Source organism: Mycobacterium sp. NGS40 (assembly GCF_059812735.1).
In genome coordinates this window covers 185,344-198,290 of record NZ_JCALDG010000011.1, presented here as the reverse complement: position 1 = coordinate 198,290, position 12,947 = coordinate 185,344, and the positions used below count along the sequence as shown (strand labels likewise).

At 67.4% G+C, this 12,947-nt stretch carries 13 protein-coding genes; 6 read left to right on the top strand and 7 right to left on the bottom strand.

The genetic code is table 11. From position 1 onward, the window contains the following. Position 1 precedes the first annotated feature (1 nt). Together AC5Y5O_RS18570 and AC5Y5O_RS18565 are read right to left on the bottom strand one after the other, a co-directional pair. Complete coding sequence (locus AC5Y5O_RS18570) at positions 2 to 694, bottom strand: hypothetical protein (RefSeq protein WP_500026520.1); 693 nt, start codon at positions 692 to 694, stop codon at positions 2 to 4. A gap of 58 nt (positions 695 to 752) precedes the next feature. After that, the gene (locus AC5Y5O_RS18565; protein ID WP_096290363.1) at positions 753 to 1,241 is read right to left on the bottom strand and encodes an inorganic diphosphatase; all 489 of its coding nucleotides are present in this window, start codon (positions 1,239 to 1,241) and stop codon (positions 753 to 755) included. A 126-nt stretch (positions 1,242 to 1,367) separates the two neighbouring features. Here AC5Y5O_RS18565 and dacB point away from each other — a divergent pair, with 126 nt between their 5' ends. The 4 genes from dacB to hpt are packed head-to-tail and all read left to right on the top strand — an operon-like array spanning position 1,368 to position 5,399. Next, positions 1,368 to 2,753 (top strand): D-alanyl-D-alanine carboxypeptidase/D-alanyl-D-alanine endopeptidase, encoded by a 1,386-nt coding sequence (gene dacB / locus AC5Y5O_RS18560; protein WP_500026518.1) that lies wholly within the window; start codon positions 1,368 to 1,370, stop codon positions 2,751 to 2,753. Further along, on the top strand, positions 2,750 to 3,796 hold the full coding sequence (locus AC5Y5O_RS18555) for a zinc-dependent metalloprotease (RefSeq protein WP_500026515.1): 1,047 nt from the start codon (positions 2,750 to 2,752) through the stop codon (positions 3,794 to 3,796). Before dacB ends, AC5Y5O_RS18555 begins: the two co-directional genes overlap by 4 nt. Then, on the top strand, positions 3,775 to 4,734 hold the full coding sequence (gene tilS, locus AC5Y5O_RS18550) for a tRNA lysidine(34) synthetase TilS (protein WP_096290361.1): 960 nt from the start codon (positions 3,775 to 3,777) through the stop codon (positions 4,732 to 4,734). The genes AC5Y5O_RS18555 and tilS overlap by 22 nt, the downstream gene beginning before the upstream one ends. Positions 4,735 to 4,745: 11 nt before the next feature. Next, positions 4,746 to 5,399, top strand: a complete 654-nt coding sequence (gene hpt, locus AC5Y5O_RS18545; protein ID WP_096290360.1) for a hypoxanthine phosphoribosyltransferase — start codon at positions 4,746 to 4,748, stop codon at positions 5,397 to 5,399. Here the strand turns inward: hpt and AC5Y5O_RS18540 are convergent, their stop codons facing one another. Next, a complete protein-coding gene (locus tag AC5Y5O_RS18540; protein ID WP_500026623.1) occupies positions 5,400 to 6,098 on the bottom strand; it encodes an SIMPL domain-containing protein in 699 nt (232 codons plus the stop codon). It abuts the gene before it with no gap. Between the two features lie 405 nt (positions 6,099 to 6,503). Here AC5Y5O_RS18540 and AC5Y5O_RS18535 point away from each other — a divergent pair, with 405 nt between their 5' ends. Further along, on the top strand, positions 6,504 to 6,803 hold the full coding sequence (locus AC5Y5O_RS18535; RefSeq protein WP_096290358.1) for a PE family protein: 300 nt from the start codon (positions 6,504 to 6,506) through the stop codon (positions 6,801 to 6,803). Between the two features lie 8 nt (positions 6,804 to 6,811). After that, positions 6,812 to 8,059: a PPE family protein gene (locus tag AC5Y5O_RS18530; RefSeq protein ID WP_096290357.1), complete on the top strand. Its 1,248-nt coding sequence runs from the start codon at positions 6,812 to 6,814 to the stop codon at positions 8,057 to 8,059. Positions 8,060 to 8,072: 13 nt separating this feature from the next. Here AC5Y5O_RS18530 and AC5Y5O_RS18525 read toward each other — a convergent pair whose 3' ends face one another. The 4 genes from AC5Y5O_RS18525 to AC5Y5O_RS18510 are packed head-to-tail and all read right to left on the bottom strand — an operon-like array spanning position 8,073 to position 12,888. Continuing rightward, positions 8,073 to 9,662 carry an HNH endonuclease signature motif containing protein gene (locus AC5Y5O_RS18525; protein ID WP_500026512.1) on the bottom strand — a complete coding sequence of 530 codons (1,590 nt, stop codon included), beginning with the start codon at positions 9,660 to 9,662 and terminating at the stop codon, positions 8,073 to 8,075. 60 nt (positions 9,663 to 9,722) lie between these two features. Next, positions 9,723 to 10,736, bottom strand: coding sequence for a zinc-binding dehydrogenase (locus AC5Y5O_RS18520; protein ID WP_500026510.1), 1,014 nt, complete (start codon positions 10,734 to 10,736; stop codon positions 9,723 to 9,725). Then, positions 10,736 to 11,923 carry an LLM class flavin-dependent oxidoreductase gene (locus AC5Y5O_RS18515; protein ID WP_500026508.1) on the bottom strand — a complete coding sequence of 396 codons (1,188 nt, stop codon included), beginning with the start codon at positions 11,921 to 11,923 and terminating at the stop codon, positions 10,736 to 10,738. The genes AC5Y5O_RS18520 and AC5Y5O_RS18515 overlap by 1 nt, the downstream gene beginning before the upstream one ends. Beyond that, a complete protein-coding gene (locus tag AC5Y5O_RS18510) occupies positions 11,920 to 12,888 on the bottom strand; it encodes an alpha/beta fold hydrolase (RefSeq protein WP_500026506.1) in 969 nt (322 codons plus the stop codon). The genes AC5Y5O_RS18515 and AC5Y5O_RS18510 overlap by 4 nt, the downstream gene beginning before the upstream one ends. Positions 12,889 to 12,947 lie beyond the last annotated feature (59 nt).

The window sequence follows — 12,947 nt, the reverse complement described above, 5'->3', positions numbered from 1 at the left end:
GTTACGCCTCGATTTGTCCGGCGATGCGGCGTTCGATGCTGGCCCGCGCGGGCGCCGGCAGCACCATCAGCCCGTCGAGTTCCTTGCCGGCTCGCGCGTAGGCGATCTGGCGCTCCTCACGCGTGGCACCCTCGTCCTGCGCCAGGTGCAGCAGGTTCTGGGCGCGGGCCAGTCGCTGTTGTTCGTCTACGGAGAAATCGCTGCGGCGGCGGCGAATCGCCTCGGTTTCGGCGATCTCGAATGCGCTGATGTACTCGTGGACCCCGTCGCGGTAGTCCAGGTACGCCGACCGGTCGCCGGCGAAGTCCTCCGGCCGCTCCGGCCGCAGCAGGTCCGCATGCCGCTTGGCCTTGTGGAACGCGATGGTCAGCGGATCGCGCATGTTGGTCATCAGCGGGAAATCCAGCAGCTTGGCGACGTCGACCTCGTACTCCAGCCACCGCGCATCCGTACGGTCATGTGCGGCAAGCAGTTTCGTGAGGTCCCGGCGATAGTTCTCCTCGTCGCCGTGCGCCCGGCCGGAAGCCTGGGCGACGGCGATCTTGGCCTGCTGTTTGAGCCGGTACCGTTCCTGCCGTCGCTCCGCCCGGCGCTCGTTGGCGGCCACCACCGCCCGCACGCCAGTCCCGATCGCACCCGCGAACGGGAAGATCAGCCACCAGAAGTTCGCGGCGAAATGCAGCACCGGAGTCACCTCGCCAGGATGCCACCGAGAATCGGCGCGCGGGGCGGGCGCAATTACGCCAGCAGCGTTAGTGCCCGCCTTCTTTGAACCGGGCAATGGAGCGCTCGACCTCTGCCTCGGCTTCGGCGCGACCGACCCAGTCCGCCGCCTTGACGTACTTGCCCGGCTCCAGAGCCTTGTACTGCGAGAAGAAGTGCTTGATGACGTCCAGCTGGTAGGACGGCACATCGCCGATGTCTTGGATGTGATCCCAGCGGTGGTCGCCGGCCGGAACACACAGCACCTTGTCGTCACCGCCGGCCTCGTCGACCATCTTGAACATCCCCACCGGCCGCGCCTCGACCAGCACGCCGGGGAACACCGACTCGGGAAGCAACAGCAGCACGTCCAGCGGGTCGCCGTCCTCGCCGAGGGTGTTCTCGATGAAGCCGTAGTCGGTCGGGTAGACCATCGACGTGTAGAGGTAGCGGTCCAGCTTCACCCGCCCCGTCTCGTGATCGACCTCGTACTTGTTCCGCTGGCCTTTCGGGATCTCGATGACCACGTCGAATTGCACTGTCGGACGCTCCTTTGAAGAGAAGTAATTCTGGGTGGACCCGAGTAGATCGGTTCGTCGCGGATCACCCTAGTCGAGCGAGTTTTCCCAGATTCGGCAGAATAGGACCAAACAGTCAGGAGAGTGATGGGTCGTACTCGCTGGCGGAAATCCACCCAGGTGTTCATCGGATTGGCCGTGCTGGCGTTCGTCGCCGCCGTGGTGGCCGCGGCAACCTTCTTCACCTCGGGTGGACACGGCAGCGGCGGCGCACATGTTGCGGTACCGCCGCCGCGGGCACCGATCGTGAAGCCGGGAATGGTGCCCGTCGCCGACACCGCCGAGACGCCCTCGGCCGGTGCGCTGGCGGCCGTGCTGGCCCCGGTGGCCGCCGACCCCAACCTCGGCCGGCTCGGCGGCCGGATCACCGATGCCCTCACCGGCAAGGAACTTTGGCAGGTCGCCGACGACGTGCCCCTGGTGCCGGCGTCGACCAACAAGGCCCTGACGGCGGCCGCGGCGTTGCTGACACTGGATCGTCAGGCCCGCATCAGCACCCGGGTGGTGGCCGGCAGCCAGAACGCCCAGGGGCCGATCGTGCTGGTGGGTGCCGGGGATCCGACGCTGTCGGCGGCACCGCCCGACGTGCCGACCTGGTACCGCGGCGCGCCACGCATCAGCGACCTGGTGGAGCAGATTCACCGCAGCGGCATGACGCCGACGACCGTGCAGGTGGACACCTCGGCGTTCACCGGCCCGACGATGGCGCAGGGCTGGGATCCCGCCGATATCGACAACGGCGACATCGCGCCGATCGAGTCGGTGATGATCGACGCCGGACGCATCCAGCCCAGCACCGTCAACTCCCGGCGGTCCAAGACCCCGGCGCTGGACGCCGGGCGCGAGCTGGCTAAGGCCCTGGGCCTGGATCCCGCCGCGGTGACGATCGCGTCGGCCCCCTCCGGGGCGCGGCAGCTGGCGGTCGTGCAATCGGCGCCGCTGGTCCAGCGGCTCGGCGAGATGATGGATCACTCCGACAACGTGCTGGCCGAATGCATCGCCCGTGAGGTGGCCGCGGCGATCAACCGGCCGCGCAGCTTCGCCGGCGCGGTCGACGCGGTGACCAACCGATTGAGCACCGCGCACGTCGACACCACCGGCGCCATGCTGGTGGACTCGAGCGGCCTGTCGGTCGACGACCGGCTGACCGCCAAGACCCTCGACGGCACGGTGCAGGCCGCGGCGGGGCCGGACCAGCCGTCGTTGCGCGCGCTGCTGGATCTGCTGCCGATCGCCGGCGGCAGCGGGACACTGGCCGACCGCTTTCTCGACCAGGCCACGAATCAGGGACCGGCCGGCTGGCTGCGCGCCAAGACCGGCTCGTTGACGGCGATCAATTCGCTGGTCGGAGTCGTCACCGATCGCACCGGACGGGTGCTGACGTTCGCCTTCATCTCCAACGCCGCCGGCCCCAACGGACGCAATGCGATGGACGCCCTGGCCACCCGGCTGTGGACCTGCGGGTGCGCATGACTCCCCAACCCGACCTGACTCTCGGTACCGCCGTCGACTGGCGGTTCGCGGCGACGGTCGGCGCCCGGTTGGCCCGGCCCGGTCCGCCCGCCAGCGAGTACACCCGCCGTCAGGCGATCGACGAGCTGGCGAATTCGGCGACGAAAGCCGAACCACTCGTGCGCGACGTGACCGGCCTGGCCACCGAGGGCGCGGTGCCGGCGGCCCGCATCGTCGACCGCGGTGAGTGGGTCCGCGCCGCGGCGGACTCGATGCGGGTGATGACGAACGGAGCCGACAAGCCGCGTGGGCTTGTCACCGGCCGGCTCACCGGTGCGCAGACCGGTGCCGTGCTGGCGTTTGTGGCGTCGGGGATTCTCGGCCAGTACGACCCCTTCTTTGCCGACAAAGAGGGCTGCCTGCTGCTGGTGTATCCGAACGTGATCGCCGTCGAGCGCCAGCTGCGGGTCGATCCGGCCGATTTCCGGCTGTGGGTGTGCCTGCACGAAGTGACGCACCGGGTGCAGTTCACCGCCAACCGCTGGCTGCCCCACTACATGTCGGACGCGCTGGCGTTGTTGACCCGCGACACCGGTGACGATTTCGGCCAGGTGGCGGGCCGGCTGGCCGAGTACGTGCGCAACCGCGGTCTCGGCGCCCCGGACGCTTCCGCGTCGGGGATCGTCGGCCTGGTGCGCGCCGTCCAGTCCGAGCCCCAGCGCCAGGCGCTGGATCAGCTCCTGGTGCTGGGCACCCTGCTGGAGGGCCACGCCGACCATGTGATGGATGCGGTCGGCCCCAAGGCAGTGCCGTCGGTGGCGACCATCCGCGGCCGCTTCGACGATCGCCGTCACCGCAAGCCGCCGCCGCTGCAGCGCCTGATGCGCGCCCTGCTCGGCCTGGACGCCAAGCTCAGCCAGTACACCCGCGGCAAGGCGTTCGTCGACCACGTGGTGGACCGGGTCGGGATGCAGCGGTTCAACACCGTGTGGTCCGGCCCCGAAACGCTGCCGCTGCCCGCCGAGATCGAAAACCCCCAGCGATGGATCGACAGGGTCCTGTAGGGCGGCTGCGCGCGGCTGTCGAGGCGTTCGCGAAGGCCTATCTGGCCACCGGGGACCAATGGGGTGTGGCGCTCTCGGGCGGGCCGGACTCGCTGGCCCTCACCGCGGTCGCGGCCCCGCTGCGGCCCACCACGGCGCTGATCGTCGACCACGGTCTGCAGCCCGAGTCGGCCGACGTCGCCGACACCGCGCGCGAGCAGGCGATCGCGTTGGGATGTGTTGACGCCCAAGTCATCCGGGTACGGGTGGGCAATGACGGAGGCCCGGAGGCCGCGGCCCGCGCGGCCCGCTACGCCGCGCTGAGCGCTTACCAGCTCGGCCCGGTGCTGCTGGCGCATACCCTCGACGATCAGGCCGAGACGGTGTTGCTCGGGCTGGGCCGCGGCTCCGGGGCGCGCTCGATCGCCGGGATGCGACCGTATGACCCGCCGTGGTGCCGGCCGCTGCTGGGCGTCCGGCGCGCCGTCACGCATGCCGCGTGCCTCGAACTCGGCCTGACCGCGTGGCAGGACCCGCACAACAGCGACCGCCGCTTCACCCGGTCCCGGCTGCGGCACGAGGTGATGCCGCTGCTCGAGGACGTGCTGGGTGGCGGGGTGGCCGAGGCGCTGGCCCGCACCGCGACGGCGCTGCGGGAGGACACCGAGTTCATCGACACGCTGGCCGCCCAGGCGCTGCCCGGCGTGCAGGCCGATCCCGGCCTGCGGGCCGAGGCGCTGGCCACGCTGGCCGACCCGGTGCGGCGCCGGGTGATCCGGGGCTGGCTGCTGGCCGGCGGGGCGTCCGGGCTGACCGACAAGCAGATCCGCGGGGTGGACGCACTGGTTACCGCGTGGCGCGGACAGGGCGGGGTGGCGGTCGGCTCGGATTTGCGCGGCCAGCGGTTAATCGCGGGACGCCGCGACGGCGTGCTCACGTTGCGGCGTGAGCCTGTGTAAATGACCGCAAATTGTCGTCGCCGTTGGTTGTTCGGCCGCTGGCATGGCACGCTGTGGGCGTGGCCCAGACCTCCTCGGCGATAACGCCCGAGCAGCCCGTGGACCTGTACCCGGGGGATATCAAGTCTGTGCTGCTCACGACCGAGCAGATCCAGGCCCGCATCGGCGAGCTCGGCGGGCAGATCGGCACCGACTATCGCCAGTCCGTCGCCGAGACGGGTGAGGACCTGCTGTTGATCACGGTCCTCAAGGGCGCCGTGATCTTTGTCACCGACCTGGCTCGCGCGATCCCGGTGCCTACGCAATTCGAGTTCATGGCCGTCAGCTCCTACGGGTCCTCGACGTCATCGTCGGGTGTGGTGCGCATCCTCAAGGACCTGGACCGCGATATCAACGATCGCGACGTGCTGATCGTCGAGGACATCGTCGATTCCGGCCTGACCCTGTCCTGGTTACTGCGCAACCTCAAGACCCGCCATCCCCGCTCGCTGCGGGTGTGCACGCTGCTGCGCAAGCCCGACGCGGTCCGGGCCAACGCCGAGATCGCCTACGTGGGCTTCGACATTCCCAACGACTTCGTTGTCGGCTACGGCCTGGACTACGACGAGCGCTACCGCGACCTGTCGTATATCGGAACCCTGGACCCCAGGGTCTACGAGCAGTAGCTAATCCAGTTCCCACGCCGCGGTCACCGAGAAGCTCACCGTCTGCTGACCCGGCTCCAGTGGCACCGCGGTGGCCATGGCTTTGGGCGGCGCCGGTGGTGCCCCGGCTACCGGCGAACCCCCGGTCGACTCCGAGATGGACAGCACCTTGCCCAGCCGCAGCCCGGACAACTGGGCGTACTGGTCGGCCCGGTTCTTGGCGTCGTTGAAGGCTCGCGCCCGGGCGTCCTTGACGAGCTGTGAGTCGTCGGCGATCGAGTAACTGACCGAACTGATTCGGGTGGCGTCACCGCCCGTGCTGACGATCAGCGCGAGCATTCGTGACGCGGCATCGGTCGGGTGGATCTTGACCTGGATGGCGTTGGTGGCGCGGTAGCCGGTGATTGTGGGCTCGGGACTGCCGTATTGCGGCTGCAGCGTCACCTGGGTGGTGCTGATGTCCTTGCGGTCGAGACCGGCACCGACCAGCGCATTGATGACGGCTTGCTGGCGGTCGTTGGTCTGGTTCATCGCCGTGGTGACGTCGGGTGCGCTGAATTCGATGCCGACGTCGGCGGTCAGCGTGTCCGGGACGCCCTGCACTTGCCCGGAGCCCACCACCGTGACCTGACGAGGATTCGCTCCCGGTGCGGGTGCCGCATTGTGGGAATCACACGCCGACACCGTCACAATGGCCAACGCGGCGGTGGCCACGGCCATCGGGTAGCGGACGAAACTCTCAGCGCGGTGTTCGGTCGCCATGCCTGGCACCCTAGCCGTTTGTCGGCTTGCCGCGGGTGATTATCCGGCTCGCGGGGCTTCTGCCCTCGCGAAATTGCGGGCCTCGGATCGTTTTCGCGCAAGGATAACCCCGGCCCGGGCGGGCATGGAAAAATTCACACAACTCTCCAATCATATTGGTTTGCAAACTCTTTCATGCCTAAGACAAAGAGTCGCAGCGTATGAGACTGGCCCTGTGAACAATCTTCGACTCGGTAATGAATTGGCCAGTCCGGGGCTGTCATTGGCGGAGGTGTCGCGTCTAGCGTTTCCAGGCGTCCGATTCAGGGACCGGCCTTCGGTTGCTGAAAGTTCGTGCAAATCAACAGGTTTTGAGGGGGAGATGTGTTTTATCTGAGGGCACAGCCGGACGTCCTGAATGCGGTTGCCGGTGAGCTGCACGGCGTCAATGCGGCGGTGCGAGAAAGAAGTTCGGCCGCGGCAACAACGACGACGGGCGTGGTCCCGGCGGCGGCCGATGTGGTGTCGATATTGACTGCGGCCCAGTTTGCTTCGCACGCGGAGCTCTTCCAGGTCGTCAGCGCGCAAGCTGCGGTGGTCCGGGAGCAGTTGGCGGCAACGCTCGGCATCAGTGCCGGTTCGTATGCCGCCACCGAAATCGCCAACGCCACCGTGGTCGGTTAGGCGAGCAGATGTTGGATTTCGCGCAGCTGCCGCCGGAGATCAACTCCACGCTGATGTATGCGGGGCCCGGTTCGGGCCCCCTGCTGGCCGCCGCGGCGGCCTGGGAGGGGTTGGCCGCCGAGCTTTATGCCGCGGCGGCCAACTACGGGTCGCTGATCACCAGCCTCACCGACGGACCGTGGGAGGGGCCGTCCGCCGCGTCGATGCTGACCGCGGCCGTGCCACAAGTCGAGTGGTTGCTGAACACGGCCGGACAGGCCGAACTGGCCGGCAGCCAGGCCGCGGCAGCCGCCACGGCCTTTGAGGCGGCGTTCGCCGAAACGGTGCCGCCACCGGTGGTCGCGGCAAACCGTACGTTGCTGATGGAGTTGCTGGCGACGAACTTTCTCGGCCAGAACACTGCGGCGATTGCGGCCACCGAGACGCAGTACGGCGAGATGTGGGCGCAGGACGCGGCCGCGATGTACGGCTATGCGGGGGCATCAGCCGCGGCGTCGACCCTGCCGCCGCCCCGGCCGGCAGCGCCCGCGACCAACCCTGCCGGGCAAGCCGGCCAGTCCGCGGCGGTGGCCCACGCGGCGGGCAACAGCGCGGGCAGTAGCACTCAGGGGCTAAACGCGGTGCCCCAAACGTTGTCGTCGCTGGCCGGATCGCCGAGTAATGCCCAGGCGGCTCCGGGATTCAATTTCGGAGGGATCGGCATGAACGCCGAAGGAGATGGGCTTCAGCTAAGCGGTCCGCTGGGCGATCTTTTCGAGGGCCTGACCGGGTCGCAGGTTCTGGATGCCAGCTCGCCGTTCGACGCGTTCATCCGGTTGATCTCGCCGACGCGGCTCTTCACCACCTCGTTCAAGGACATCCAGGGTCTCGCTCAGGGCTTTGCGCCCCAGGCCGCCAAGGCTGCCAGCGAGGGGGCCGCCCACGCGGCGGAGGGTGCGGCGAGGGCTGTTGAGGCTGCGCCGCAAGCACTTTCGGGGGCCTTGGGCAATGCCGCGGGATCGGTGGGTCGGGCGGCATCGGTGGGAGGCATGTCGGTTCCAGCCTCTTGGGCGGGAGCTACGCCAGGGGTCAACCCCGCCGTCGTGACGGTGAACGGCGCTGGTGCTGCCGCGGCGGCGGTGCAACCCGGGACCAATGCCGTCGGGGGGATGCCGCTGATGGGGACCGGCGCCGGGCGGGCCGCAGCGGCCCACTTTGCGCCTCCCCGATACGGTTTCAAGCCCATGGTCATCGCTCACCCCCCGGCGGGAGGGTGATGCGATGGGGTTGCTAGAAGGGTGGGTCGTCGGGCAGAGGCGGCGGGGCCGGGATGTCTGGAGTCCAGTTCGCGGGTAATTCCTCTGGCTCACGCGGATCATTGATCCATGTGCAGAAGGGGCTGGTGCTCGCCGCGCCCTTGAAGGCAAACAGCATGTTGCGCGCATGATTTCGGAACTGTCGAGCTGCGATCTCCTGCTTTCTGGCTTGCGCAAGTTCTCGCCGTGCATCGTTTTCTTGACGTTGCTTTCGATTGTGGCTGCGCGCCTGGGTGATTCGTGACTTTCGCCGCTTGGACGCGCTCCGCCCGCGGGGCGCCGGTGCGGCACACGCGGCCTGGCGCGGTTGTGGAAGAAGGTCATCGCCGGCCGGGCTGGTTTTATATGTGCGACCGGTAGGCGATGTCCAGATGACAGTCCCGTCGGCCAGTTGAGTGTCGCGCCATGCACCGAAAGTCTTGAGTCGATGATGTTGGCGACAAAGGCATTTCAGGTTAGCCGGTGTGGTCAGTCCGCCGGCCGCGGGATTCTCGTGATTGAACGCAATGGTGTGGTCGATGTCGCAAACACCAGCGGGTCGACCACATCCGGGAAAGCGGCAGGTCAGATCCCGGCAGCGGATCGCCCGTTCGAGCGCTGCCGATGGTTGATAACGCAGCACTTCTTGCGCGCTGGTCACCGGATCGGCGACGAGCAGTGAGGCGAACGTCGCCAACTCACGAACCTGCTCCGCGTCGATGACTCCGTACCCCTCCAGGTAGCCGGGCTGCGTGCCCTTGGCCAGGACGGTTTGCTCGCTGGCCACAACGTTGATCACCACCCGTGCGCTGCCTTGATCGCATGCGGAGGCTTCTGCGGGTGCACTGACGGGGCAACCCGATTGCCCGCAAGCGCACCGGAGCCGGTGGCCCTGGGCCAGCGCGGCGAGCGCATCAGCACGGCGTTGATCGAATGTCCGAGGGTCCCCCGGGCACACTTGCTTGGCAAGTTCGGAGAGTCGGCGATCAAAGGTGGCCGCAGCTGCGGCTGCGACCGTGCCGTAGACCTCGGCCATCCCATTGTCGAGGGCATTGATGCCGATGTGTCGCTCGCCGTCGGCGCTCTCGCGTCGCTCACGGGCGGCATCCGGGTCGATGCCGCGCACCGTGGCGTCGACCGCGTTGACGATGCGCTGCCTCGACCAGCTGTGCCAGTTGCGGATACGGGTGGCCAGCGACTGGTCAAGTCGGGCGGCCAGCTCAGCGTCGGTGACCAGATCGGTGCGTCTGATGATCAATTGCACAGTGCGCCAATCGGTTTGCCCTTCGGCCAGAAGAGCTGCGATCTGGGGCAGTCTGGTGTGCAGGGCGTCGGCATCCGACACCAAGTAACTGGCCGCCATGGGCGACAGATTCATGGCGGCCGCCACCTCGGCCGCGGTGTGCTCGAACCCGTCGATCACGGCGTAACCCGGGCGCGGCTCGCTTTGTTCGGTGGCGGCCACCCGATGCCGCAGCAAGGCCGCGACGGCGGCCAGCCGGCGGGCCACCAACATCGACTCCTGTCGGTGTGTGGATTCGACGACCTCGATCAAAGCGACCGGATCGATCATCGTATCGAACATAGGTTCGATTATAGCCGCGGCGTCCGACGAGTCAGCCGGGTCGGCGCGTCACCCGGCCGCCTAAGGCGTGACGAGAATCTTGCAGTGCCGCTCGGGGTCGGCGAGGTCGTCGAAGGCGGCGCCGACCCCGTCCAGGCCCACCTCGCCGGTGATCAATGGGCTGACATCGATCTCGCCCTCGGCCAGCGAGCGCAGCGACTCGGCGAACTCCTCGGGGCCATAGGCCAAACAGAATTGCACGTTGATCTCTTTGGCGATAGCGAAGAAAGGATGAAAAGTGTCGGCCTCCATGCACACCCCGGCCACGACCAGACGGGTGCCCGGGCGCGAGCGCAACACGACGTCGTCGATGATCCCGGGCACGCCGATCGCCTCGAACACCACCGCTGCCTTGACCGTGTCGAATGGCGAACCGTCGGCGGCATCCAGGGTCTGATGTGCGCCCATCGCGGCAGCAAGTTCCCGCCGCTTCACCGAAAAGTCAGATGCCACAATATTTTCCACGCCGCGCGCCCGCAAGGATGCGATGATCGCGATGCCGATCGGGCCGCAGCCCAGCACCAGCGCGGTCTCGCCCGGCTCGATGTTCGACTTGTTGACGGCGTGCAGTCCCACCGCTATCGGCTCGGTCAGGGCGGCGTGTTGGGGGTCCAGGCCGTTGGGCACGGGCAGCAACAGCGGTGCCGAGAGCAGCATCCGCTCGGCGTAAGCGCCGATGGTGTGATTGCTGTAGACGATGGGTTCTACGCCCTTGGCGGACAACAACACCGGAATCGACGTGACGATCGAGCCAAGCGGATACGTGTCGGTGTCGGGTCCGGCCTCGAGCACCTCGGCGCTGAATTCGTGGCCCATGAAGATGTCGTGCTTGAGGTCGACGTTCATGCCGCCGGTGGCGCCCGCCACCCGCTCGGTCATTTCCAGCACCTTCTCGCCGTGTTTGGCGAAATGCAGGTCGGAGCCGCAGATTCCGCAGGCCTTGACCGCCACCAGCACCTGACCGGTTTCGGGTACCGGGTCTGCGACGTCGTCTCGATAGATCATCCGGCCGTCGCGCAGCACCGAGGCGCGCATCAGTTCGCCGCGCCTTCGTGCTCGCCGACGTGCTCGGTGATGGCTTTCACGACGGCCTCACCGGCACGGCCGATCAATTGGTCGCGATGGTCTTTGGCCCAGTCGTGCGAGGCCCGCGATGCCGCCAGTTGCCCCTTGAAGTGCGGAATAACCTTGCGGGCCATCAGGTCATAGCAGTGGTAGGTCGCCTCGGGCGAGGCCCAGTCATGACCGAGCATCAGCAGCGTCCCGAAGCCGCCCGATCGATCCAGCAGGTCCTCGATGTGTGCGATTGCGTCATCGGGTGTGCCGATACAGCAATTCCCTTTGGCCGCATAGTCTTCGACGAACTCGTAAGGAGTTTGCGAACCTTCCACGGTGTTGGCCAGCGGGACGAATCCCGCGGCGCCGAAGTAGTTCGCGAAATCCTGCAGCCCATAAGTACAGTCGTTGATCGCCTGTTCGCGGGTGTCGGCGATGTGCATGATGGACAGCACCCGCCAATCGGTCCGATTCGGTTCGTCCCGCCCGACTTTGGCGGCCTGCTCGCGCACCACGTCCCAGGTGGTCTCCAGCGCGGCGAAACCGCCGGGCACCGACATCGAGAGCGACAACAGTGATGTGCCGAGCGCGCCGGCCAGGCGCGGACCGGACGGCGAAATCATTGCCGCTGTCGAGATTTCGGGATAGGGCCAGGTGTACGGGCGAATGTGCAGCTGTGCGTCGCGCAACGTGAACCAGTCGGTGTGACGGTCGATGCGCTCGGTAGGCCCCGCACGGAACAGTGCCAGGATCGCCTCGAGCGACTCCTGCATCATGTGCCGCTGATCGACCGGATCGATGCCCATCATGTGGGCATCCGACGGCAGTGCCCCGGGGCCGGTGCCGAACATCACCCGGCCTCGGGTCAGGTGATCCAGCAGCACCCAGCGGTCGGCCACCATCAGTGGATGGTGGTAGGGCAGCGAGACCACACCGGTGCCCAGCCGGATGTGCTTGGTCCGCTCCGCGGCGGCCGCGATGAACACCTCTGGGCAGGCGATCAACTCGTAGCCGCCCGAGTGGTGTTCGCCGAACCAGGCCTCGTCGAAGCCCAAGCGGTCCAGGGTAACAACACGTTCCATGTCGTATTCCAGTGCGACCGTGGGTGATTGGCCGGTCGGGTGAAACGGCGTGATGAAGACGCCGAAACGAAGGGGTGCGTTCACCGCAGCTCCAATCCGTCGAGAAATTCCAGCAATGCGGTGTTGACCTCGTCGGGCCGCTCCTGTTGCAGCCAGTGGCCGGCGCCCTCGATCATCAGCTGTCGGTAGGGCCCGGAGACGAGCTCGGCCGCGCGGTCGGCGCGGGTGAAAGCGAGCACGGGATCGGCTGTGCCGCCGATGAACAGGCACGGCACCGAGATCTTCGCGTCGGCGAGGTCGGCGGTGAGCTCCCAGTTGCGGTCGAAGTTGCGGTACCAGTTCAGGCCGCCGGTGAATCCAGTGCGGGAAAACTCGGCGATGTAGTGATCGAGTTCGTCCTGGCTGATCCAATCGGGCAGCTCATCGGGCTCGGGAAGGCGGTCGATGAAGCCCTCCGGGCCCGGTGCCACCATCCGCATTCCCGCGGCCTTGTCACCGTCGGTCCGCAGACCGCCCATCAACCGGCGAATCGCGCGGGCGGGATCGCTGTTGAGTTCGGCGTCGGCGACGCCTGGCTCCTGGAAATACAGGATGTAGAAGAAGTTCTCGCCGAATGTCTTGCGCCAGGCCTGCGTCGGCGCCACCTGCGACCGCGGCGTGGCCGGCACGCTCAGCGCGGCGACGGCCGCGACCCGGTCGGGGTGCAGCAGCGGCGCATGCCACACCACGGGGGCGCCCCAGTCGTGGCCGATCCAGACGGCCCGCTCGGCACCGACGTCGTCGAGCAGGCCGACGATGTCGGTCGTCAGCTCGCGGATGTTGTAGGCCTCGATCGCATCGGGGCGCGAAGACCCGCCATACCCGCGCTGGTCGGGTGCCAGCACGTGATAGCCGGCTTCGGCGAGCACCGGAATCTGGTGTCGCCAGGAGTACGCCAATTCAGGGAAGCCGTGAGCCAAGACCACCACCGGCGCACCGCGGTCGCCGGCTTCGACGACTCGCAGCTGCACCCCGTTGGTCTCTACTAACCGTTCGGTTGATGTGGGCACCAACACACCAAATCACAACCCCTCTGGCCTGAGAAGTATTCAGCGGGGTTGAAAATGCC

Excerpts from the sequence above, each read along its gene's own strand:
- dacB (WP_500026518.1), top strand. The coding sequence starts at position 1,368 with ATGGGTCGTACTCGCTGGCGGAAATCCACCCAGGTGTTCATCGGATTG.
- AC5Y5O_RS18555 (WP_500026515.1), top strand. The coding sequence starts at position 2,750 with ATGACTCCCCAACCCGACCTGACTCTCGGTACCGCCGTCGACTGGCGG.
- tilS (WP_096290361.1), top strand. The coding sequence starts at position 3,775 with ATGGATCGACAGGGTCCTGTAGGGCGGCTGCGCGCGGCTGTCGAGGCG.
- AC5Y5O_RS18540 (WP_500026623.1), bottom strand. The coding sequence starts at position 6,098 with ATGGCCGTGGCCACCGCCGCGTTGGCCATTGTGACGGTGTCGGCGTGT.
- AC5Y5O_RS18530 (WP_096290357.1), top strand. The coding sequence starts at position 6,812 with ATGTTGGATTTCGCGCAGCTGCCGCCGGAGATCAACTCCACGCTGATG.
- AC5Y5O_RS18525 (WP_500026512.1), bottom strand. The coding sequence starts at position 9,662 with ATGTTCGATACGATGATCGATCCGGTCGCTTTGATCGAGGTCGTCGAA.
- AC5Y5O_RS18520 (WP_500026510.1), bottom strand. The coding sequence starts at position 10,736 with ATGCGCGCCTCGGTGCTGCGCGACGGCCGGATGATCTATCGAGACGAC.